Annotated in this window: 19 protein-coding genes; 9 read left to right on the top strand and 10 right to left on the bottom strand. The window is 63.1% G+C overall.

Going from position 1 to position 22,503, the window contains the following annotated elements; all coding sequences use genetic code 11:
• Positions 1-14 precede the first annotated feature (14 nt).
• Positions 15-290, bottom strand: coding sequence for a metal/formaldehyde-sensitive transcriptional repressor (locus AB5Y59_RS04740; RefSeq protein WP_041210999.1), 276 nt, complete (start codon positions 288-290; stop codon positions 15-17).
• Positions 291-361: 71 nt separating this feature from the next.
• On the opposite strand from AB5Y59_RS04740, the gene dmeF reads away from it, so the two are divergent.
• Positions 362-1,303 carry a CDF family Co(II)/Ni(II) efflux transporter DmeF gene (dmeF, locus tag AB5Y59_RS04745; RefSeq protein ID WP_103260817.1) on the top strand — a complete coding sequence of 314 codons (942 nt, stop codon included), beginning with the start codon at positions 362-364 and terminating at the stop codon, positions 1,301-1,303.
• A 15-nt stretch (positions 1,304-1,318) separates the two neighbouring features.
• Here the strand turns inward: dmeF and AB5Y59_RS04750 are convergent, their stop codons facing one another.
• Positions 1,319-1,720, bottom strand: a complete 402-nt coding sequence (locus tag AB5Y59_RS04750; protein ID WP_041211001.1) for a hypothetical protein — start codon at positions 1,718-1,720, stop codon at positions 1,319-1,321.
• A 261-nt stretch (positions 1,721-1,981) separates the two neighbouring features.
• Here AB5Y59_RS04750 and pulA point away from each other — a divergent pair, with 261 nt between their 5' ends.
• Positions 1,982-6,034, top strand: coding sequence for a pullulanase-type alpha-1,6-glucosidase (pulA, locus tag AB5Y59_RS04755; protein ID WP_119196989.1), 4,053 nt, complete (start codon positions 1,982-1,984; stop codon positions 6,032-6,034).
• A 193-nt stretch (positions 6,035-6,227) separates the two neighbouring features.
• Here the strand turns inward: pulA and AB5Y59_RS04760 are convergent, their stop codons facing one another.
• Entirely contained in the window at positions 6,228-8,675 is a 2,448-nt protein-coding gene (locus tag AB5Y59_RS04760; RefSeq protein ID WP_368211565.1) for a zinc/cadmium/mercury/lead-transporting ATPase, read from the bottom strand.
• A gap of 254 nt (positions 8,676-8,929) precedes the next feature.
• Here AB5Y59_RS04760 and tpx point away from each other — a divergent pair, with 254 nt between their 5' ends.
• Positions 8,930-9,430, top strand: a complete 501-nt coding sequence (gene tpx, locus AB5Y59_RS04765; RefSeq protein WP_010672853.1) for a thiol peroxidase — start codon at positions 8,930-8,932, stop codon at positions 9,428-9,430.
• A gap of 146 nt (positions 9,431-9,576) precedes the next feature.
• Positions 9,577-10,797, top strand: coding sequence for a DEAD/DEAH box helicase (locus tag AB5Y59_RS04770; protein WP_139736411.1), 1,221 nt, complete (start codon positions 9,577-9,579; stop codon positions 10,795-10,797).
• Positions 10,798-10,893: 96 nt separating this feature from the next.
• On the opposite strand, the gene AB5Y59_RS04775 is transcribed toward AB5Y59_RS04770, so the two are convergent.
• The 3 genes from AB5Y59_RS04775 to AB5Y59_RS04785 all read right to left on the bottom strand — a co-directional run bounded on the left by AB5Y59_RS04775 (position 10,894) and on the right by AB5Y59_RS04785 (position 14,619).
• A complete protein-coding gene (locus AB5Y59_RS04775) occupies positions 10,894-12,453 on the bottom strand; it encodes a PAS domain-containing methyl-accepting chemotaxis protein (RefSeq protein WP_210600064.1) in 1,560 nt (519 codons plus the stop codon).
• Between the two features lie 151 nt (positions 12,454-12,604).
• The gene (locus AB5Y59_RS04780; RefSeq protein WP_010672856.1) at positions 12,605-12,904 is read right to left on the bottom strand and encodes a hypothetical protein; all 300 of its coding nucleotides are present in this window, start codon (positions 12,902-12,904) and stop codon (positions 12,605-12,607) included.
• 110 nt (positions 12,905-13,014) lie between these two features.
• A complete protein-coding gene (locus AB5Y59_RS04785) occupies positions 13,015-14,619 on the bottom strand; it encodes an ABC transporter substrate-binding protein (protein WP_128296424.1) in 1,605 nt (534 codons plus the stop codon).
• A gap of 173 nt (positions 14,620-14,792) precedes the next feature.
• On the opposite strand from AB5Y59_RS04785, the gene AB5Y59_RS04790 reads away from it, so the two are divergent.
• Complete coding sequence (locus AB5Y59_RS04790) at positions 14,793-15,500, top strand: ParB-like protein (RefSeq protein WP_103858046.1); 708 nt, start codon at positions 14,793-14,795, stop codon at positions 15,498-15,500.
• Between the two features lie 49 nt (positions 15,501-15,549).
• On the opposite strand, the gene AB5Y59_RS04795 is transcribed toward AB5Y59_RS04790, so the two are convergent.
• On the bottom strand, positions 15,550-16,224 hold the full coding sequence (locus AB5Y59_RS04795; RefSeq protein WP_043155848.1) for a CatB-related O-acetyltransferase: 675 nt from the start codon (positions 16,222-16,224) through the stop codon (positions 15,550-15,552).
• A gap of 285 nt (positions 16,225-16,509) precedes the next feature.
• Between AB5Y59_RS04795 and AB5Y59_RS04800 the strand changes: the two genes are divergently transcribed.
• Complete coding sequence (locus AB5Y59_RS04800; RefSeq protein ID WP_010672859.1) at positions 16,510-16,938, top strand: DUF2753 family protein; 429 nt, start codon at positions 16,510-16,512, stop codon at positions 16,936-16,938.
• A 2-nt stretch (positions 16,939-16,940) separates the two neighbouring features.
• Here AB5Y59_RS04800 and AB5Y59_RS04805 read toward each other — a convergent pair whose 3' ends face one another.
• A complete protein-coding gene (locus tag AB5Y59_RS04805) occupies positions 16,941-17,690 on the bottom strand; it encodes an enoyl-CoA hydratase-related protein (RefSeq protein WP_286700720.1) in 750 nt (249 codons plus the stop codon).
• A gap of 89 nt (positions 17,691-17,779) precedes the next feature.
• Between AB5Y59_RS04805 and AB5Y59_RS04810 the strand changes: the two genes are divergently transcribed.
• The 3 genes from AB5Y59_RS04810 to AB5Y59_RS04820 all read left to right on the top strand — a co-directional run bounded on the left by AB5Y59_RS04810 (position 17,780) and on the right by AB5Y59_RS04820 (position 19,641).
• On the top strand, positions 17,780-18,220 hold the full coding sequence (locus AB5Y59_RS04810) for a copper chaperone PCu(A)C (RefSeq protein ID WP_039039478.1): 441 nt from the start codon (positions 17,780-17,782) through the stop codon (positions 18,218-18,220).
• 92 nt (positions 18,221-18,312) lie between these two features.
• The gene (locus AB5Y59_RS04815) at positions 18,313-18,942 is read left to right on the top strand and encodes a TIGR04219 family outer membrane beta-barrel protein (RefSeq protein ID WP_043155850.1); all 630 of its coding nucleotides are present in this window, start codon (positions 18,313-18,315) and stop codon (positions 18,940-18,942) included.
• A gap of 18 nt (positions 18,943-18,960) precedes the next feature.
• Positions 18,961-19,641: an SDR family oxidoreductase gene (locus tag AB5Y59_RS04820; RefSeq protein ID WP_045523363.1), complete on the top strand. Its 681-nt coding sequence runs from the start codon at positions 18,961-18,963 to the stop codon at positions 19,639-19,641.
• Positions 19,642-19,835: 194 nt separating this feature from the next.
• On the opposite strand, the gene AB5Y59_RS04825 is transcribed toward AB5Y59_RS04820, so the two are convergent.
• Both AB5Y59_RS04825 and AB5Y59_RS04830 read right to left on the bottom strand, forming a co-directional pair.
• Positions 19,836-20,465 carry a PolC-type DNA polymerase III gene (locus AB5Y59_RS04825; protein ID WP_039039479.1) on the bottom strand — a complete coding sequence of 210 codons (630 nt, stop codon included), beginning with the start codon at positions 20,463-20,465 and terminating at the stop codon, positions 19,836-19,838.
• Positions 20,466-20,659: 194 nt separating this feature from the next.
• Positions 20,660-22,384, bottom strand: coding sequence for a proline--tRNA ligase (locus tag AB5Y59_RS04830; protein ID WP_128296422.1), 1,725 nt, complete (start codon positions 22,382-22,384; stop codon positions 20,660-20,662).
• Between the last annotated feature and the right edge of the window lie 119 nt (positions 22,385-22,503).

Consider the following 22,503-nt stretch of genomic DNA (forward strand, 5'->3'; position numbering starts at 1 on the left):
ATCACCGGGCGCCCTTATTTCAGATAGGAACGCAGTACCCTCACCACCTGATCCAGATCGTCCAGCCGCTCGGCATGGGTCGCCTCCTCGGCGCCAAGATGCTCGCGCATGTGCCCCTCCAGCACCTCCAGCATCAGGCCGTTGACGGCGCCGCGGATGGCGGCGATCTGCTGCAGGATGGCGGCGCAGTCTGTTTCCTGTTCCAGGGCGATCTCCAGGGCACCGGTCTGCCCCTTGATGCGCCTGACCCGTGCCAGCAGCTTCTTCTTGTCGTGAACCGTGTGTGACATGCAGGATCCTCTCGATCAATAAAACTATACTGGGGTATAGTATATAGCATCCTCGTTTTCAGGAGAAATCCATGCCATCCCTCGCCTCATCCCACTGCCACCACCCCGTCGTCCACGAAGGGAATCCCCTGGCCGAACAGAAGACCCGCTGGGCCGTGCTGCTCACCGTCGTCATGATGGTGGCGGAGATCGGTGGCGGCTGGTTCTACAACTCCATGGCGCTGCTGGCCGACGGTTGGCACATGAGCTCCCATGCCCTGGCCCTCGGCCTCTCGGTGCTGGCCTATCGCGCTGCCCGCCACTTCGCGCGGGATCACAGGTTCAGCTTCGGTACCTGGAAGATAGAGGTGCTGGGGGGCTTCAGTAGCGCCCTGCTGCTGGTGGGGGTGGCGGGGTTGATGCTGTTCGAGTCGGTGGCCAGGTTGCTGGACCCCAGCCCCATCCATTATCAGCAGGCGATCGGCATTGCCCTGCTGGGCCTGCTGGTGAATCTGGCCTGTGCCTGGCTGCTCAGGGACGATCACGGCCATCACCATGGTCACGACCACCATCACGGTCATCACGACCACTCGCACGATCACCACCACGGCCATCAGGATCTCAACCTGCGCGCCGCCTACCTCCACGTGCTGGCGGACGCGGCCACCTCGGTGCTGGCGATTCTGGCGCTGGTGGGAGGCATGTTGTGGGGGGCGGACTGGCTGGATCCCCTGATGGGCATCGCCGGGGCCGTGCTGGTGGCGGTGTGGGCCAGGGGGTTGCTGCGTGATACCGGGCGCGTCTTGCTGGATGCGGAGATGGATGCGCCCCTGGTGGACGAGATCCGCGAGGTGATTGCCGAGCTGCCTGGCGCCGAGATCCGCGATCTGCACGTCTGGCGGGTGGGGCAGATGCAGTATGCCGCCGCGATGTCGTTGCAGATGGCGACCCCGGTCCCGGCACAGGCGATCCGCGAGCGCCTCGCCATCCACGAGGAGCTGGTGCACCTGACCATCGAAGTGTCTGCCGACTGACACCCCTGGCGGGTGTCAGCGGGGAGGCTCGCTCCCCTGATCCTGCCAGAGGGAGCCCAGCATCAGCCTCAGCAGCAGTCCCGGCGGGTCGTCGAGCAGGCGGCCCGGCTCCAGCAGCAGGTGGCCGTCGGCATGAAAGCCCAGGCTGGCGTGAACCTTGCCTTCCTCGCCACACACCTGGAGGAGGCCGTTCAGGGAACCCCCCTCGCCGGGTTGACAGCGCAGCCGCAGCTCCCGTGGTTCCCCCAGCAGGGTGAAGGCGCGGGCGAGGGGCGGGCTCTCTTCATAATCCGGCCAGTTGAAGAAGTGATAGCGTTCGGCGAGCACGCCGGCCTGCTGGCAGAACTGATCGAACAACTGGGCAATGCCCTGATACTCCTGGTCCAGCCGCCTGGCCTGCTCCTCAATCCGTTTCATCACCCAGCCCCCTCTATCCATTTGATTGGACATTGATTTCGTCACTCGCTCCCCTCTTCTCGCTGGTATGGGCCGAAAGCGGTGCCAGGTCTGTGAGCGCGATCGAATTTTCGTTATGAAAACGTTATCTTGTTGATGCGGATTGGTTTTTTTTGCCCATCCGCTCACATTTACGGCAATTCCCGCTGATTAATATGACACCGCTCGGCAATGACCGGGTACTCGGATATCGAGACTAACTACAGCGGGAATTATAAAAAAATGGATATGAAAAAGACCAAAGTGGCGCTGGTAACAGCCTCACTGCTCGCGCTTTTGTCAGGCTGTAACGACAACAGTTCTTCTGCTCCTGCCCCTCAGGATGAGCCCGTCGCTCGTCTTCCCAACGTCCAGCCCCCGGCCGAACTGCTGACGGCCGGCCCCGACGAAGCGGTCATCGCCCTGGTGGATACCCAGACCAGCGCGGCGCGCGGTGTCACCGGCCCGTTCGCCAGCCACAGCCTGCACCTGTGGAACAACGATGCCTGCAACTCGACCTCGGAGGGCGGCCTCAACACCGGTTGGGATGACAAGAGCAAGACGCCGTCCGCGGCGGACAGTTTTGGTCCGGCCTGGGTCGTGCCGCTCTCCAAGATGGAAGGCTGCATCAACTTCATCGCCCGCAATGGCGATCTCGCGAACCTGACCGGCAGCGACATGAAGGTGGTCTTCAGTGATCACCCGGATCGCACCGTGGCCATCGTGGCCGGCAAGAACGAGATCTTCGGCAGCCGGGCGGAAGCCTTCACAGCCGCCTTCGGCGTGGCGGGGGCCAGTGCCCACCTCATCGACGACAACACCCTGATTTGGCAAGGGGGCAAGGACAAGCCCTATGTGCGCCTCTACTACACAGAGTCAGGCACCATCACCGCAAACAGCGAGGGTGTATTCGATTTCCCCTACCTCAAGCTGACCCCGACCAGCCTGACCGAAGAGCAGCAGGCCAAATACCCGCACCTCAAGGATGCCGCCGCCTTCGCCCTGCCTGCGGGAAAAGATCTCAAGCCCCTGCTCAAGGGTGAGCTGGTCGCCATCGGGACCGATGCGGACGGCATCCTGCAGGGGGCGACCCTGGTGCAGAGTGCCGGTGCCCTCGATGCCCTTTACAGCGAAGCGGCCACCAAGCTGGCCTACGGCGCCGTGGTGGAGGGAGGCAATGTCACCTTCCGGCTCTGGGCGCCGACCGCCAAGTCGGTCAAGCTGGCGTTGTTCGACGAGCAGCACAAGTCGCTTGGCGAGCGCGCCATGACCCTGGACGAGGCCAGCGGCAGCTGGAGCGTGCAGGGGGGCAGCGATCTTGTCGGCAAATACTACCGCTACGATATCCAGGTCTATCACCCGGTCAGCCGCAAGCTGGAATCCTATCAGGTGACCGACCCCTACTCCCTGAGCCTGGCGATGAACTCCGAGTTCAGCCAGGTGGTGGATCTCGACGATCCGGCCCTCAAGCCGGAAGGCTGGGACAGCCTCAAGGCGCCCCACAGCCAGAAGAACCCCGCCGACATCACCATCTATGAGGCCCACGTCCGGGATCTGACCGGCAACGACGAGTCGACGCCGGTGGAGCACCGCGGCAAGTTCCTCGGGCTGACCGACAGCGACAGCGTGCCCGTCACCCACCTGAAATCCCTGGCCAAGAGCGGCGTCAGCCACCTGCACCTGCTGCCGGTGTTCGACATCGCTACCGTCAACGAGGACCCGGCCAAGGTGGCCAACATCGGCGATGACTTCAGCAAGCTGTGCGAGGTCAATCCCGAGGTCAAGAACTCCAGGTTTGCCAGCCACTGTGGTGGCGGCGAGACCATCGAAGCCGTGCTCGGTGATCTGCAAGCCAGCGACAGCAAGGAGAACCCCGTGGTGCAGGAGCTGTACGGCTATCTGCGCGGGGTGGACTCCTTCAACTGGGGCTATGACCCCTACCACTACACCACTCCGGAAGGCTCCTACGCCACCAATGCGGAGGGGACGACCCGGATCAAGGAGTTCCGCGAGATGGTGCAGGCCATCAAGCAGAACATCGGCATGAACGTGGTGATGGACGTGGTCTACAACCACACCAACGAAGCGGGTCTCGGTTCCAAATCCGTGCTCGACAAGATTGTGCCCTGGTACTACCAGCGCCTCAATCCGGAGACCGGTTCGGTGGAAAACTCCACCTGCTGCTCCAACACGGCGCCGGAACACGCCATGTTCGCCAAGCTGATGGATGACTCCCTGGTCACCTGGGCGCGGGACTACAAGATCGATGCCTTCCGCTTCGACCTCATGGGCCATCACCCGAAAGATCAGATGGTGCAGGCCCTGGCCGAGGTGAAGAAGGTCAATCCGGACATGTACTTCTACGGTGAGGGGTGGAACTTCGGTGAGGTACAGGATGACAAGCGCTTCGTACAGGCGACCCAGAAGCACCTGGCCGGTACCGGCATCGGCTCCTTCTCCGACCGGCTGCGTGATGCGGTGCGCGGCGGCAGCCCGTTCGACGGCGGCGAAGCCATTCGCAAGACCCAGGGCTTTGGCAACGGCGCCCTGGTGGATGCCAACGAGCTGGACGGCGTCGATCTCGCCACCGCCCTGCATCAGTCCGATCTGGTGCGCCTCGGCATGGCGGGCAACCTCAAGGAGTTCGTGCTGACCGACAAGGACGGCATTCCGAAGAAAGGCTCCGACATCGACTACAACGGTCAACCGGCGGGCTATGCCCAGGATCCGACCGAAATCCAGAACTATGTCGACAAGCACGACAACCAGACTCTGTTCGACAACCTGGTGTACAAGGCACCCGCCGGGGCCGACCTGGTGCGGATGCAGGGGGTCTCTCTGGCGACCGCCATGCTGGGTCAGGGCATTCCCTTCACCCACGCGGGTGTCGAGCTGCTGCGTTCCAAGTCCATGGAGCGGGACAGCTACGACTCCGGTGACTGGTACAACCGGGTCGACTACGGCTTAAGTGACAATAATTTTGACAAAGGGCTGCCGCGCAAGGACAAGGACGAGGCCAACTACGAGCTGATCGAGCAGGTGCTCGGCCAGCACGCCAAGCCGGGTTCGGCCGAGATGCATCAGATGGTGAACTTCTACCAGGAGCTCTCCGAACTGCGTCAATCCTCTCGTCTGCTGCGTCTTGGCAGCGGCGCCGAGGTGATCAAGCGGGTCGACTTCCGCAACACCGGCCCTGAGCAGATCCCGGGTCTCATCGTGATGAGCGTGGATGACGGGGTGGGCGCCGGTGCGGATCTGGATCCGGCCATCGACGGCCTGGTGGTGATGATCAACGCCACCAATCAGCCCCAGAGCATCGGCGATTTCCGTGACGGCAAGGATCAGCCCATCGATCTGACCGGCATGGTCCTGAGCGGTGCCCACCGTGACTCCGACAGCATCGCCAGCGGTGCGGCCAATGACAGCGGTCAGCTGACCCTTGGCGCCTGGTCGGCGGCGGTGTTCGTCAAGCCGCAGAGCGGTGCCCAGGGCGCGGGGCTGCCGGTGAGCAAGAAGACGGATCTGAGCACCTTGCCTCCCTTCGGTGACACCGAGGTGTTCGTGCGCGGTTTCCTGAATCAGTGGGATCCGGTCAACAAGATGAACTTCAGTGGCAACTTCACCTATGAGTTCACCACCGAGGTGACGGCGGATCAGCTGGGGTCGACCCAGGTGAAGATCGCTGGCAACGAGTGGAGCGGCCCCGTCAATTACGGCAAGTGCAGCGATACCGACCAGCTTGCGACCGGCCAGGTCAATACGCTCTGTGCCAATGGCGGGGATCTGCCGTTCAACGTGGAGAAGGCTGGCACCTACAAGTTCGTCTTTACCGCCATGAACAAGGACAAGCCGACCCTGAGTGTCAGCTACACCGAACCGGCGCAGAGCTGCAAGGTGCTGGATACCGTCGCGGGCAATCCGCTCGGCTTCCCGCTCTATGTGCGTGGCAGTCTGAGCGACTGGAACGCCCAGCCGGCCTACCAGCTGAGCTACAAGGGGATGGAAGGCAACCTCGCCATCTATCAGGCCGCCTTCAACTACGCGGGCAGCTTTGACTTCAAGTTTGCCAACGACGATGGCAACTGGAGCAAGCAGTTCTTCGTGAAGGATGCCGGTGGCACCCTGATCGCACTGGAGCCCGAGCAGGTTTACCCGCTCCAGCACGGCGACGGCGGCATGGGCAACAACAGCATCACGCTGGAACAGGGTCTGTGGAGCTTCCTGGTGAAGGTTGACCCGACCCAGACTTCCGGCGAGGTGGGCAGCGTCATCATCCAGGAGTGCAGCGCCAAGTAAGTCTTTCCCATCGAGCCCGGGGCTGGCTCGGCAGCCCCGGGTTGAATTCCGCCTCGCCAAGGGCGGGATAACACCGAGAGAGTAAGCAAAGCGCGACTGCCGACCGGCAGCCGCGCTTTTTCTTTGCTGTGGGCGAGGCAATAAAAAAGCCGCCCCGTTGGGGCGGCTGTTGGTTGTACCGTTAACGGCCGGACTAGCGTTTTCGCAGCAGGCGCAGGGCGTTGGCGGTGACCAGGGCGGTGGCGCCGGTGTCGGCCAGCACCGCAATCCACAGGCCGGTGATGCCGAGCAGGCTGGTGACCAGGAAGATGGCCTTGAGCCCCAGCGCCAGCGCGATGTTCTGGTGGATGTTGGCCAGCGCCGCGCGGGAGAGCCGGATCATGGCGGCGACCCCGCCGAGCTGGTTGTGGGTCAGTGCCGCATCGGCGGTCTCCAGCGCCACGTCGGTACCGCCTCCCATGGCGATGCCTATGCTGGCCCGCTTCATGGCCGGGGCGTCGTTGATGCCGTCGCCGATCATGGCCACCTTGCGGGTGCTGGCGAGCTGGCTTATCTCCTCTACCTTGCCTTCCGGCAGCAGGCCGGCGCGCCAGCCCATGCCGAGCTCGGTGGCGATCGCCTCGGCGGCGCGGGGGTTGTCCCCGGTCAGCATGATGCTCTGCAGGCCAAGCTGGTTGAGCTCTTGCAGCGCCGCAGCCGCCTCCGGCCGGATCTGGTCGCGCAGGGCCAGCAGGGCGGCCGGGGCGGCGTCAGGCTGACCGAGCACCACCACTGTCTTGCCTTGCTGCTCCAGGGTGGCGACCCGGGCCTGCATCGCCGCATCCAGGGTGGCGACCCGGCTCGGCGCCAGCAACTGCCAGAGGGCGCCGTCGATGCGACCCTCTACCCCCATGCCGGGCAGGGCGCGCAGCTCCTGGGCGGCGGCGAGGCTGAGGCCCCGTTCGTTGGCCGCCGTCACCACGGCGCGGGCCAGCGGGTGGTGGGAGCCCTGCTCGATGGCGGCCGCCAGCGCCAGCAGCTCGGCCTCAGGCTGGCCATTGAGGCTCACCAGCTCGGTCAGCTGCGGCTTGCCCAGGGTCAGGGTGCCGGTCTTGTCGAAGGCCAGGGTATCGATGTGGGCCAACCGCTCCAGCGCGGCGCCCCCCTTGATGAGGGCCCCCTGCCGGGTGGCTGCCGCCAGCGCCGAGGTGACCGCTGCCGGAGTGGAGATGACCAGGGCGCAGGGGCAACCGATCAGCAGCAGCGCCAGCCCGCGATAGACCCACTCGTCCCAGCTCTGGCCGAAGGCGAGCGGCGGTACCAGCACCACCAGCAGGGCGACCAGCATCATGGCCGGGGTATACCAGCGGCTGAAGCGGTCGATGAAGCGCTCGATGGGGGCGCGCTGGGTCTCGGCCTCTTCGATGAGATGCAAAATGCGGTCGATGGCGTTGTTGCCGGGTTCGGACACCACCTCGAGGCGCAGCACCCGATCCGCCGCCAGGCTGCCGGCGGGCACCTTGTCACCCTGACGGCGCTCCACCGGGATGGATTCACCGGTCAGGGCGCTCTCGTCAAAGGCACCGAGGGGGTCGAGCAGGCGGGCATCGGCGGCCAGGCGGGCACCCGGGGCGATTTCGATGATGTCACCGGGGCGCAGCTGGTCGGCAGCGACCTCTTCGCGCACCTCGCCCTCGGCAGTGGTGCGGATGCGCAGCGCCTTGTCGGGCACCAGCGCCATCAGGGCGGTGACCCCGGCGCGGGCGCGGCCGGCGGCGTAGGCCTCCAGATGTTCCCCCAGCATGAACAGCAGCAGCACCATGGCCGCTTCGGCGGTTTCGCCGAGGAACAGGGCCCCCACGGCGGCGACCGTCATCAGGGTCTCGATGGCGAAGGGGGAGCCGCTTCTGGTCAGTGCCCATGCCTTGCGGGCGACGGGCCACAGGCCCCAGAGGGTGGCCAGGGTAAAGAGCGGCTGACCGAGCTGGCTCGGCAGCAGGGCCGCCCCCCCCATCAATCCGGCGAGCGACAGGGGCTGCCAGTATTTGCCCAGCAGGTTGCTGACTCTCTGCATCAGCGGGCTGCGGCCCGGTTCGCTGCGAGCCGTGTTCTGAACTCCCCCTTTGAGCTGGAAGCCGGCGGCCAGCACGGCGGCGGTAACGGGGTCGGGGGAGAGGCCGGGGGCCAGATCCACCACCAGCTTCTCGGTGGCAAACAGCACGCGGGCCTGTTGCACGCCCTCCACCCGGCTGACGGCGGTCTCTATCTTGCGGGCACAGCTGGGACAATCCATGCCCAGCACCTGCCAGCTATGGCGGCGGCTGTTCTGCTCGGGGCTAGCCAGCGGCGGCTCGGTCGCGGCGGTCGTGTGGGCGTGCTCGTGCCCCTGCTCATGATGATCGTGGTCGTGGTCGTGGTCGTGTTCGTGGCCGTGGGCTGTGTCGGTGGCGCAAGTGCCTCTGGGGGGCTCTTCATCACCCGGGCCGTCTGCGCCACTTTGCCCCTGATGATCGTGGCGGGTCGGGTTGGCGACACCACTGGCCTGTGCCCCGTTGTCGCAGCAGTGGCTGGTGTGGCTGTGCCCGGCCTGTGGGGTGGCGGCCTTGCTGACGGCCTTGATGGGGGCGGCGGCGTGTTGATGGCTGCAGCAGGATTTGCTCATGATGCGTTCCTCTTGAGGGATCCCGCCCCTGCGGGATCCTGGATGACTGCGCCGAGTGTAAACCTTGGTGTAAAGTCCAAGGTCAAGCCCTCTTCTCCTCTTTGTCCGGGTCCATGTCAGTGGCCGCTGATCTGCCCCTGGAGCAGGGGGGACGCAAAGGGATGCCAAATCCCTTTCATTAGCGGGTGTTTGTCATCCCGTGGCGGGCCTATACTGGGGACCCTGGATCCCACATCAATCATCAAGGACCTAACATGAGCAATACCGTCACCCTGCAAGGCAACCCCGTCTCCGTCTCCGGCCACTTCCCCGTTGCCGGTGAGCAGGCCAAGCCCTTCTCCCTGGTTGCTGGCGATCTGTCCGATGCGACCCTGGCGACTTTCGCCGGCAAGCGCAAGATCCTGAACATCTTCCCGAGCGTCGACACCCCGACCTGCGCCACTTCCGTGCGCAAGTTCAACGAGCAGGCAAGCGCCCTGAACAACACCGTCGTGCTGTGCATCTCTGCCGACCTGCCGTTCGCCCAGGCCCGTTTCTGCGGCGCCGAGGGTCTGGACAAGGTGGTGAACCTCTCCACCCTGCGTGGCGTCTCCTTCCTGCAGGACTACGGCGTGGCCTTCTCCTCCGGCCCGCTGGTGGGTCTGGCTGCCCGTGCCATCGTGGTACTGGATGAGCACGACAAGGTGCTGCACAGCGAGCTGGTGGCCGAAGTCGCCGACGAGCCGAACTACGCCGCCGCCCTGGCCGTTCTGTAAGTCGCGCCACAGGCTGATTGCCTGACGGCCTGCCCCGTTCACACGGGGCAGGCCGTTTTTATTGCGCTCCCGAACCTTTTACTTATGGGGTGGGTCTGGCTAGACTTCGCCTCCACATCCTCGTTCAGCCTGTATCTGCGATCCCCATGACGTTTGACGAACTCGCCCTTGACCCCGCCCTGTTGCCCCTGCTGCCCGCCGCGCTGGAAAAACCGACCCCCATTCAGCAGCTAGCCATTCCTGCTGCCTTGTCAGGACGGGATCTGCTTGCCCTGGCCAGGACCGGCAGTGGCAAGACCCTGGCATTCGGCCTGCCGCTGCTGCAGAGGCTGGACGCAGCCAGCGACCGGGTACAGGGATTGGTACTGGTCCCCACCCGGGAGCTGGCAAGCCAGGTGAGCGCCGCCCTGCAGGAGATTGCCGACGGGTTGGGGGTGCGCCTTCTGACCCTGTGTGGCGGGGTGGCCCAGGAGTGGCAGGAGCGGGAACTGGCTCTCGGCCCCCAACTGCTGGTGGCGACCCCCGGACGGTTGCGGGACTTGCTGGCCCAGCAGACGCTGGGGCTGGGTGCCCTGCGCATGCTGGTGCTGGATGAAGCGGATCGCCTGCTGGAGATGGGGTTCTGGCCCGATATCCAGTGGCTGATGAAGGCAATGCCGGAGGCGCGGCAGCAGATGCTCTTCTCCGCCACCTTGCCGGTCGAGCTGGAGAGCCTGGCCTCGGGCCTGCTGCAGGATCCGGTGCGCATCGAGGCCGAGCCGCTCAACAGCCTGGTGAACGACATCGAGGAGCGGCTCTATCTGGTCAACAGGAGCAGCAAGGTGCCTGCGCTGATCGCCCTGCTGGAGGCCGGAGAGTGGCCCCAGGTGCTGGTCTTCATCAGTGCCAGGGACGACGCGGACGGGGTGGCCAAGAAACTCGCCAGGGCTGGCATGACGGTGGCGGCCCTGCACGGAAACAAGGATCAGGCCACGCGGGAGCAGGCGCTGGCGGATTTCAAGGAGGGCAGGGTGCGGGTGCTGGTGGCCACGGACCTGATGGCGCGCGGCATCCACGTGGAGGCATTGCCCGTGGTGATCAATCTGGATCTGCCGGAGCATGCGCCCGTCTACGTGCATCGTATCGGTCGTACCGCCCGTGCCGGACAGAGCGGTCTGGCCATCTCCCTTACCTGCCACGGGGATGGGGAGGCGCTCGAGGGGATCCGGGCCCTGACCGGTCGGCCCCTGCCCCTGGCGGCGCTGGCAGGTTTCCCGGTGACCGACAAACCCGCCAGCGGGGAGAGCAAACGGGCGCCAAGAGACAAGCAGGCGAACCGTCGCACCCAGGGCAAGCGCAGCATCAAGCAGTTCAAGGGCAAATCCTGAGACGGACTTCCTGCCCCCGGCGGGAGCCTGTCGTCGTGAAGGAGAGGAGAGATCGGCAGCGCGCCCGGGGGCGCGCCAAACTACACGGCAAGGGGGTCAGTCGTGGAACTGGTTGATCAGGCGGGAGAGGTTTTGCAGCCGCTCCACCAGCAGGGTGATGCCATCGAGGGCCTGACGGCTGTTGTCCGCGGTGTGGCTCGCCAGTTGGTGGATCTGGTGGATCCCCTGATCCAGGGTGCTGGTGACATCCGCCTGCTGGCTCACCGCCTGGGCTATCTCGTCGCTGGTGTGGGTCACCCGGGCCAGCATCCGGTTGATCTGGTCGAGCACCTCGGCGGTGGCCCCCATGTGCTGCTGGCAGAGCACTGATGTCTGGGCCCCCTGCTCCATGCCATCGGACAGTTGCCGGGTGCTCTGTTGCAGCGCCCCTATCATGTCGCTTATCTCGCCGGTGGAACTGCGGGTCTTCTGGGCCAGGGCCCGTATCTCGTCGGCCACCACCGCAAAGCCGCGCCCCTGTTCACCGGCCCGTGCCGCCTCGATGGCCGCATTGAGGGAGAGCAGGTTGGTCTGATCCGCAATCTGCCCGATCACCTCCAGAATGCCGTTGATCTTCTGGCTGTCCTGGGTCAGGCGCGCCAGCACGCCCTGGCTGGCGTCCAGCTCCTGATGAAGCCTGTCGACCGAATCCCGGGTGGTGGCCAGCGCCTGCTGGCCACTGGCGGACACCTGCTGGACCTCGCCCACCAGCGCATTGGCCTGGTGGGCATTGTCAGCCACATCGCGGATGGACTGGCTCATCTGGGTGATGGCCGCCGCCAGTTGCTCGCTCTGGGCCCGCTGCTGTTGCAGGTGAGTGTCTATGGTCTGGATATGCCCCCTGTCATCCTCCGCCGCCTGCAGGATCTGCTGGTTGGTGTCCGCGCTGCGACCTACCACGGCGCGCAGCTCCGCCTTCTTCATGCGCAGCAGCAGTTCAAGGGCGGCCAGGCTGTCCTGACGCCTGGCATAGAGTACCTGGCAAAGGGCGCTGCCCTGCTCCTCGCCCGCCGTGGCCAGCAGCCTGGCCAGCCGCCGTTGCAGATGCCAGCCATGTCCCATCTGGGCCAGCAAGCAGAGCAGAGTGATGACTCCCCACCCCGGCTGGCCGGTGACCAGACTGGCCCCCATGCCGAGCAGGGCGGTGCCAGAGAGCAGCAGACACAGCTGCCCCGGCTCCAGGGTCAGCCGGGTCAGCCAGGGCAGTGCCTTGCCGTCACGGATCCGGGCATAGAGCTGCTCTGCCCAGGCGATGTCGTGATCCTGGGGACGGGTGCGGACCGACTGGTATTCGATGATCTGCTGCTGATCGTTGAGAATCGGCGTGACGTAGGCGTTGACCCAGTAGAACTGACCACTCTTGGCGCGGTTCTTTACCAGCCCCATCCAGCTCTTGCCTTGTTGCAGGCGGCGCCACATGTCGGCGAACGCGGCCTTGGGCATGTCGGGGTGGCGGACCAGATTGTGGGGCTCCCCTTCCATTTCGGTCGCGCTGTAGCCCGCCACATCGCAAAAGTGCTGGTTGGCATAAGTGATGTGACTGGCGGGATCCGTGGTCGAGATCAGTGATATGTGATCGGGGAAACGGATCTCCCCTTCGTGCCGGGTTGTGGTCATGTGCGCATCCTGAATGAGCCAAGTAACTGATAAAGTTATTTTTTATTTTTGTGATTGTTACGGCGTCATTGTAGATGCGGACTGTTACACCACCTTGGCTTGGGTCAATAAATCAACACGGGAAAGGCTGAAAAAAGTCGTAGATGGCGGCTCAGCCGCGGGGAGTGAAGTCGTGGATCTCCCCCGTCCTCGGCTTGAAGCGGGGGTCATTGTCTTCTGCGCTGGCGACCCAGGCCATGGCCTGGCAGAAACTCTCCTGCTTGGCGAAGGCATCCCGGGCCTGATCGATGGCTCGTTCGGCATTGCGCCGCTCCATCTTGCTGGCCTTGCGGTCGCTGAACTGCTTCTGCTGGCTCAACATCCATTCGAGGAAGGCCTGGCGGCATTCGGTTTCATCGGCGGCCTTGGCGGGAAGGGCAACAAACAGGGCAATCAGGAGCAGAGCACGCATGGCAGGATCGGATCACGGGGTTGATGAATGAAAAGAGGCGGCATTTTATGCCGGGAACTTGAACAGGAACAGTGCCAGGAGGGGTCAGATGTCCCGACCCCTCCCCGGACTCAGTGTTTGACGAGGTAGAGCTGACGGCTGTAGGCCACGTCTTCCGGGTTGTTGATGGGATACCCCTTGAGCCAGGGCTTGATGAGCCGGGCATTGGTGTACTGGTAGATGGGGGCGATGGGGGCCTCCTTCTGCAAGATGGCCTCGGCCTCATCGAACAGGCGGGCCCGTTCTGCGGGATCCTGACTGTTGGCCGCCTGCGCCAGCAGCTTGTCGTAAGCCGGGTTGGCGAACCGGGCCATGTTGCCGCTGTGGCCCGATCCCCAGAGCCCGAGGAAGGCGGAGGGGTCGTTGTAATCGGCGACCCAGGAGGAGCGGATCACCTCGAACTGGCCGCTTTGACGGCTGTCGAGATAGGTCTTCCACTCCTGGTTGGTGAGCTCGACCCGGGCCCCCAGCTTCTGTTTCCACAGGTTGGCGATGGCCAGCGCCATCTTCTTGTGAATTTCCGCCGTGTTGTAGAGCAGGGTCAGCTTGAGGGGATTACTTGGGCCGTAGCCCGCTTCTTTCAGCAGGGCTCTGGCACGCTCGTCCAGCGCCTGCTGACTGCTGGTGGAGAGCAGATTGGGCTTGGGGTCGAAGTCGGCGGTCACGTCCGGGGTGAAGTGGTAGGCCGGTTTCTCCCCGGTGCCCAGCACCTTGTCGGCAATCAGGCCCCTGTCGATGGTGTAGGAGAGCGCCTGGCGCACCCGCACATCATTGAGGGGCGGGCGCTGGGTGTTGAAGGCGTAGTAGTAGGTGCCGAGCTGTTCCGGGGTATAGACCTCCCCCGGGATCTGGGCCATCAGGCTCTGGTACTGCTCCTTGGGGAAGGATTCGGTGATGTGCAGATCCCCGGCCAGATAGCGGTGGGTGGCCGCGCTCTCCTGGTTGATGGGCACGAAGGTGACGCGGGTCAGCACCGTGTGGGCGCGATCCCAGTAGTAGGGATTGGGCGTCAGCTCCAGTTTCTCGTTCACCACCCGGTGACTCAGCACGAAGGCGCCGTTGCCCACCAGCTTGCCGGGCTGGGTCCACTGGTTGCCATATTGTTCCATGCTGGCCCGGTGCAGGGGCGACAGGCTGGGATGGGTCAGCAGGCTCAGGAAATAGGGCACCGGCTGGGAGAGGGTCACCTTCAGGGTATGGTCATCGACGGCCTCCACCCCGAGCGCATCGGGGGCCAGCTTGCCTGCCACTATGTCGTCCACCTTGTCGAAGCGGGCGAGCTGGGCGAACCAGGCGAAAGTGGCGGCTTCCCTGGGGTCAACCAGCTTGCGCCAGCCATAGACGAAGTCGGCGGCGCGCACGGGGTCGCCGTTGGACCAGCGGGCATCCTGCCTCAGATGGAATGTGAACTGCCGGTTGTCCTTGTTCTCCCAGCTCGCGGCCACCCCGGGCAGCACCTTGCCGTCCGGTCCCTGGGTCAGCAGCCCCTCGTAAAGGTCCCTGAGGACCTGCAGCTCCGGCAGTCCCACCAGCTTGAGGGGGCTCAGGCTCGCCGGTTCATCCTTGAGATGACGGACGACGGCCTGTTCAGCGGCGAGTGGGGTACCGGGCGGCACATCGGCGGCCTGGACGCAGGCACAGCCCAGCAGGGCCAGCAGGGGGCTCCATCCTTTCATGGTGAATCCTTCAAAATGTGTGAAGCGGGGAGAAAACTCGGCGAGAATGCATCGCCGGCAGATGGGAAATCATGATATCCCCTTTGCTGGTCAGACCGCCAGCATGAGTCCCATGATATCCGATGCGGCTGTCAACGAGGGGGCGCCGTGAGCGCCAGGAAAAGGAGAGAGTGATGAGAGCATGGATCTTGTTGGCCTGCGTGCTGAGCCAGGGCGCCTGGGCGTTGTCCCCGTGCGAGAAGAGCAGCCCGGTGGGAAGCTGGTGCGAAGTGAACATAGAGGCGCTGCACCCCACCCAGGGCGGCGTGGGGCAGTTGCAGGTGGATACCACAGCCCGGGAGCTGGCGGACAAGAGCGAGAAGCAGCTCGACAAGCTGATGAAAAAGAAAGAGATCCCTATCGTCATCGCGCCGGATGGGGGCTACTGGCTGGTGGACAGGCACCACTTGACCAAGGCGCTGTGGCAGCAGGGGGTGAAGCAGGTCAGGGTCAAGGTGATTGCACGGTTGCAGGACAGGGCCAATTTCTGGAGCCAGATGCAGAACAACCACTGGGCCTGGCTCAAGGATGAACGGGGTCAACCCCTGACTCCCGAGCAGTTGCCCGGCCATATCGGTGAGTTGCCGGATTATCCCTACCGCACCCTGGCGGGGCTGTTGCAGGATGCGGGCTACTTCAGCAAGAAGGATCAGGTCTACTTCGTCGAGTTTGCCTGGGCCAGCTGGCTCGGCCAGCAGATGGCCTGGCAGCCGATCGATGAGGTCAACCTCGCGGATCGCCTCGCCGAAGCCAAACGGCTGGCGTGCAGCAGCAAGGCGGCGGATCTGCCTGGTTACCCCGGCAAGCAGTGTCGCGTCAATCCGTCACAAATTGCGAAATGAGCAAATATATTCACAAGAGAGGGCGACACCGGGTCGCCCTTTTTTGTATTCAGCGCCCAGTGAGTGGGCTCGAATGCTCTTGCCACTGCTTGGCCGCTTGCTCTAGCAGGGACACTTCCCCTTGCTGGATCCAGGGGAGCAGCGCCTGTACCTTTTCATCGGGCCAGTCCCACCAGGCCAGCGCCTGCAGTCGCACGATGTCGTCATCGCCGAAACGCATTCGCAGGACTTTGGCGGGCGTCCCTGCGACCATGGCGTAGGGGGGGACATCCTGATTGACCAGCGAGCGCGCTGCAATGATGGCACCATCACCAATACTGACTCCGGGCATAATCATCGTGTCCATGCCGATCCAGACATCATTGCCTATGCGGGTATCGCCAGCCGGTCGATAACTGCGCTTGAGTGCCTCCATCTCCAGAAACGGATAAGTACTGATGAAGTCGGTATTGTGGGTATGGTTGCCCCCCATCAGGATCTTCACACCTGCGGCGATCTGCACGTAGTCGCCGATGTGAAGTCTGTCGATATGCCATAGCGGTTCCCAGCCAGTGTCGGGATGGCGGCTAAAGCTGTCGCCATGTAGATAGCGTACGGCGGCGTCTTCGAACGGACCGTCCCAGGCGCCGGAGTAGTAGCTGTGCTTCCCTTTGAGACAGATGTTGGGATTGGTCACAGTCAGGTGCAGATATTCGACCTGAGACCAGTGCTTGCAGGGTTTCATCTTGGTATTCCCTCTTGTTGATGGATCTGGTTAGTGGCGTTCGATTGAGCGCAGCTAATAGATCCAGACCAGCATGCGGGGGATGCAGAGCAGGGAGCAGCCCAGCATTTGAGGGAGACGAGGCGTCATGAGTGATGCATGCAGTTGAATATCGAGGGTGAGGATCGTAATCGAGACGCCCCCAGGTAGCCAAGTGCTATAAAAACCAGCACAAAGGGTCTGGTTGATATTTGTTCTCGATTGGCCATGATACAGACTCCACTCGTGTCGGCAAAGGAGAGGAACATGGAACATCAGAACTGGCAACGTTACATGCTGGAGGCGGAGAATGCCCTTGGCATGGGGGCTCTGGGCACGGCGATCTGCCTCTATCAGCAGGCCCTGGGGGAAGTCTATGAGCTGGCCTCCGGGGATCTGGACGAACTGGCCAGCATGCGGGTCGCCACCTGTCACCGCATGGCCGACTTCTGGCGTGCCATGGAAGAGCCCGCCTATGAACTGCGCTACCTCAAGCTCGCCTCCGAGCTGGTCACCGCCCTGGTGCCCCAGTGCCCCAACCGGGAGTGCGAATCCCTCATCAGCGAGCTGGGCTGCTGTCGCGCTGCCCTGCTCTCCTTCTTGAAGCGCCACCCCAATCCGGAGATTGCCCGGCTTATCCAGGTGCAGGACAGGGTGCAGGGCTGCGAGCTGATAGGCCGGTTCCGTCTCAACTGAGTTCAGCGCCGTTTTTGCAGCTTGCTGGCGATGCGGCTTTGCGCCTCTTCCCCTTGCAGGGCCTGGGCGAAGGCGCGCGCTTCCAGGTCGATGACGAAATGCACCGCCTGTTTGAGCTCCTGCTTGAGCAGCGCCTTGCTCTTCTGGAGCGCCATCGGCGGCTTGGCCGCCAGTTTCAGTCCCTGCTCCCGAGCGAAGGGGAGCAGGTCCGCCGGGGCCAGCACCCGGTTGGCGAGCCCGAGACGCAGCGCCTCTTCTCCATCGATGGCCTCTGCCAGCAGCAACAGTTCCGCCGCCTTGAGGTGACCGACGGCGCGTGGCAGCAGCAGGCTGGCGGCAAACTCCGGCACCAGTCCCAGCTCGACGAAAGGCAGCTGCAGCCGGGCGTTGTCAGCCAGATAGACCAGGTCGCAGTGCAGCAGCAGGGTAGTGCCTATGCCGACTGCCGGGCCGCCCACGGCGGCGATCACCGGTTTGGGGAAGTCGGCCAGGGTGTGCAGAAATTGCAGGATGGGATCGTCCGGCTCAAGGGCGTGCTTGCCAACAAAGTCGGCCAGATCGTTGCCGGCGGTGAAGCACTCCGCCTGGCCCTGCAACAGCAGCACATGGACCTCTTCGTCCCGGGCGGCCTGGCGCAGTGCGTCGGTCAGCGCCAGATACGTCTGCGTGTTGAGGGCATTGCGCTTTTCCGGTCGATTGAAGGTCAGGGTGAGCAAGCCGTCCTGCTGTTCGGCCAGAATTGTGAGGGCCATGTCTGAATCCTTGTTGTCGGGGGCTGTCAAAAGCTTGCCACAGGGGTAAGCTTTGTCTCGTTTAACAACATCATAAAAGGATTTCAACCATGTTTAAACGTGCGTTTTATTCCACCATGGCACTGCTTCTGGCCGCCCCGGCCCTGGCCAAGGTCGACGCGGTCGATGGTTATGTGCGCCTGCTGCCCCCTGGCTCGCCGAACACGGCGGCATTCATGGTGCTCAGGAACGATGGGGACAAACCGGTGAAACTGGTGGCGGGAGCGTCCCCTGAGGCGGGCCGTGTCGAGCTGCACACCCATTTGCACGAGAACGGCGTCATGAAGATGCGCCAGGTGGAGAGCATCGAGATCCCGGCCAAGGGGGAGGCCGTGCTCAAGCCCGGCAGCCTGCACATCATGTTGTTCGACATCCATACCTTGGCCCAGGGCACGCCCTTCCCGCTGACCCTGACCCTGGACGATGGGCAGACGCTGTCACTGAGCCTGCCCGTGAAGCCGGTCGAACCCATGAAAGGGATGAAGCACTGACATTTATGGACGCTTGTTCAGCTTTTTACTCTAGGTATTCCTTGCCCAGCGGGTAAAATGATGGCCTTTCCAGTCCAAAATGGAGCGAAGTGATGAAGAAGACCCTGATTGCCGGCACTGTGATGGCTCTGCTCAGCCATGGGGCCATGGCCGCCAATGACTGGCGTTTTGCGGCGGGTGCCGATCTGTGGAATGCCCAGGGAAGTGGCCAGGTCAGCAGCGTGGGTGCCGATGGCAGCTACGACGAGAACTACAACTGGAGCGGCTACCTGCAACTGGAGCACGGCATCCTGCTGCTGCCCAACGCCAAGTTCGAAATGTCCGACTTCAGCAGCAGCGGCGGCAGCTTCAACAACGATCTGCTGGCTTACGACCTGAGCCTCTACTATCGCCTGTTCAACAACGACCTGTTCCAGATCGATCTGGGTCTGACCGGTCGTCGCTACGACGGTGATTTCAACACCCAGCACTACTCCTATGACAAAGATGTGCTGATGGCCTACACCGGCGCCGAAGTGCGTATCCCGGGGACCGGCTTTGCCGCCTTCGGCGATGCCCGCGTGCAGGATGCCGACAACTACGACTACCGTCTGGGCGGTTCCTACAAGTTCTCTTCCGTGCCGCTCAAGATCCGCGCTGGCTGGCGTGAGGCCGAGATGGACTTCGACCGCGTCGATCAGACCATCGACGGCTGGTTCATCGGTGGTGAATTCACCTTCTGATCTCCCTGAGGAGCACACATGGGCCACATCATAGTGACTGGCGCGGGGTCCGGACTGGGCCGCGCCCTGACCATAGGGCTGGTTGAACGCGGCCATCAGGTTTCCATGATGGGTCGCCGTTACCAGAAACTGCAGGAGCAGGAAGAGCTGCTCGGCAAGGCGGTGATCGGCATTGCCGCCGATCTCGCACACCACGAAGAGGTGGATGTCGCCTTTGCCGCTGCGGTGGAGTGGGGCGGCCTGCCCGACATGGTGATCCACTGTGCCGGTGTCGGCGAGTTCGGCCCGGTGGGTGTCTACACCGCCGAGCAGATCCGCCGGGTGGTGGAGAGCAATCTCATCTCCACCATACTGGTGGCCCAGCAGACGGTGCGCCTCATCGGCGACAAGGGCGGCGTGCTGGCGAATGTGCTCTCCTCCGCCGCCCAGACCGGCAAGGCCAACGAGAGCCTCTATTGCGCCTCCAAATGGGGGATGCGCGGCTTTCTCGAATCCTTGCGGGCCGAGCTGAAGAGTGCTCCCCTGCGACTGGTGAACCTCTATCCGAGCGGGATCCGCAGCGAGTTCTGGGAGAATTCGGATCACGTGGATTCGAGTGGCTTCATGACGCCGGAAGACGCGGCAGCCTACATGCTGGATGCGCTGGCCGCGAGAAGTAGCTGCCATGTGACGGATCTCTTTATCGGTCGCAATGCCTGAAGCGCCGTGAACCGGCCCGGTCGCCAGATGACAAGGAAACAAAAAGCGCGCCATTTGGCGCGCTTTTTCATTGATGTGCAGTGCTAAATTATCTGCTTGCCTGCCTCTCTTTACGCCGGGCCATCATGGATGTGAAGGCGGGTAAATTCAGTGCCGACATGGCATGGATGATTGATGATGCATGTCGGCACATATTATTTCCGAGTCGCATATTCCCGCAGGAAGGATGGAATCACCTGTTTTGGCTTCTTGCCAAGGGTCAGCAGCAATTCAAAGTCCGGGTCGATAATGCCATGTCGGCACGCCAGCTCTTCCAACAAGGCAAGCCAGAGGTGGGCCGTCACCTCTGCATCCGCCAGGGCACGGTGAAACACCCCGTCATTGGGCAGGCTCCGGTATTGCACCAGGGTACCCAGCTTGTGATCCGGGGCATCGGGAAACAGGCGCCTCGATAGCAGCAGGGAACAGGCGAACTGGCCGCGGTATTGCGCCGGCAATCGCTCTATTTCCGCATCCAGAAAGCGCTTGTCGAAGGAGGCGTTGTGGGCGACCAGATTGTCATCACCGATAAAGTCGACGAAATCCGCCATCACCTCGTTACAGGGGGGAGCCTGTTTCAGCATGGCATTGCTGATCCCGGTATATTGCTCGATGAAGCTGCTCACGTTGAAGCCCGGATTCATCAATGCCGAGAAACGCTCACTGATATGGCCATCCTTGATTCTGACGGCACCGATCTCGATGGCTCTATCCCCTTGTCCGGGTGAAAGCCCTGTGGTCTCGAAGTCGAGCACGACAACGGTATTGGCTGAGGCGATGGACATAACTTCTCGGGCAAGCTGGGTAAAGAGCGCCAGTCTAGGAAATCAGCCGTGCCGTGTACAGGGCAATGCAGTTATCTCATTGGTTCACGCTGGAGACGCATTTTTGTGCATCATGGCTGAGAGCCATATAAAAAGCCCCGAGTGCCGTGGCACTCGGGGCTTTCCTATGAAAAGCGAAAGGCGGTGTCGCGTTATCAGCGACCCAGCTTGGCCTTGAGCAGGGCAACGATCTCTTTGATCGCCACTTCCTGCTTCTCGCCGGAGCGGCGGCACTTGTACTCCACCACGCCGTTGTCGAGACCACGGTCACCGATGACGATGGCGTGGGGCACACCGATCAGCTCCATGTCGGCGAACATCACACCCGGGCGCTCCTTGCGGTCGTCAAACAGCACGTCCACACCGGCGGCTTTGAGCTCGGCGTAGAACTGCTGCGCCTGCTCGGCCACGCGCTCGGACTTGTGCATGTTCATCGGCACGATGGCCACTTCGAACGGGGCGATGGCATCCGGCCAGATGATGCCGTACTGGTCGTTGTTCTGCTCGATGGCCGCAGCCACCAGACGGGAAACCCCGATACCGTAGCAACCCATCTCCATGGTGACGGACTTGCCGCCTTCGTTCAGCACGCTCGCCTTCATCGCTTCGGAGTACTTGGTACCCAGCTGGAAGATGTGGCCCACTTCGATACCGCGCTTGAGCAGCAGCTTGCCCTGGCCGCACGGGCTCGGGTCGCCTTCTACCACGTTGCGCAGGTCGGCAACCTCAAAAGAGGTGATGTCGCGATCCCAGTTGGCACCGGTCAGGTGGAAACCGGTCTCGTTGGCGCCGCAAACAAAATCGCTCAGATGGGCGGCGCTGCGATCGACGATGATGCGACCGGCAAAGCCGACCGGGCCGATGGAGCCTGCATCGCAACCGGCGGCCGCTTTGATCTGCTCGTCATTGGCGAAGGTCAGCGGGTTAGCCACGCCAGAAAGCTTCTCGGCCTTGATTTCGTTCAGCTCGTGGTCGCCACGCAGTACCAGGGCGATGACGGCCTGTTTGCCGTGCTCGTCTTCCTCGGCCAGTACCAGCAGGGTCTTGGCGATGGCGGTCGGCGCCACGTTCAGGAAAGCGGCCACTTCGTCGATGGTGTGGACGGCCGGGGTGGCCACCTTGGTCAGGGCTTTGGTTGCGGCAGCGCGCTCGCCAGCCGGTGCCAGGGCTTCGGCCATCTCGATGTTGGCGGCGTAATCGGATGTATCGGAGAAGGCGATCAAGTCTTCACCGCTCTCGGCCAGCACCTGGAATTCGTGGGAGCCGGTGCCCCCGATGGAGCCGGTATCGGCCTGCACCGGGCGGAAGTTCAGACCCATGCGAGTGAAGGCGGTGCAGTAGGCCGCATGCATCTTCTCATAGGTATCGACCAGGGAGGCCTTGTCGATGTGGAAGGAGTAGGCATCCTTCATCAGGAATTCGCGGCCACGCATCACGCCGAAACGGGGGCGCACTTCATCGCGGAACTTGGTCTGGATCTGGTACAGATTCAGCGGCAGTTGCTTGTAGCTGTTCACTTCGTAACGGACCAGCGCGGTGATCACCTCTTCGTGGGTCGGACCCAGCACGAAGGGGCGGTTGTGACGGTCGGTCAGGCGGCACAGCTCGGGGCCGTAGTCATCCCAGCGGCCGGACTCCTGCCACAGCTCGGCGGGCTGTACCACCGGCATGGATACTTCGACGGCACCCGCATTGTTCATCTCTTCGCGGACGATGTTTTCAATCTTCTTCAGGACCCGCAGGCCGGTCGGCAGCCAGGCGTACATGCCGGAAGCGAGTTTGCGGATCATCCCGGCGCGCAGCATCAGCTGGTGGCTGACAACTTCAGCGTCGGAGGGGGTTTCCTTGAGAGTGGAAAGCAGATATTGGCTGGTACGCATCGCGGTAGACCTTCGCTAGTTCGGGCGGCTTGGCCCTGGAAAATTTCAAGTGCGGAATTTTAACAGGCGAAGTCCCCCGGCCCAAGGGCTAAATTCAGCGGCGCTGGGGGGGAGGGCGG

Origin of the sequence: Aeromonas sp. s10 (assembly GCF_040907975.1) — a bacterium.
Lineage (GTDB): Bacteria > Pseudomonadota > Gammaproteobacteria > Enterobacterales > Aeromonadaceae > Aeromonas > Aeromonas caviae.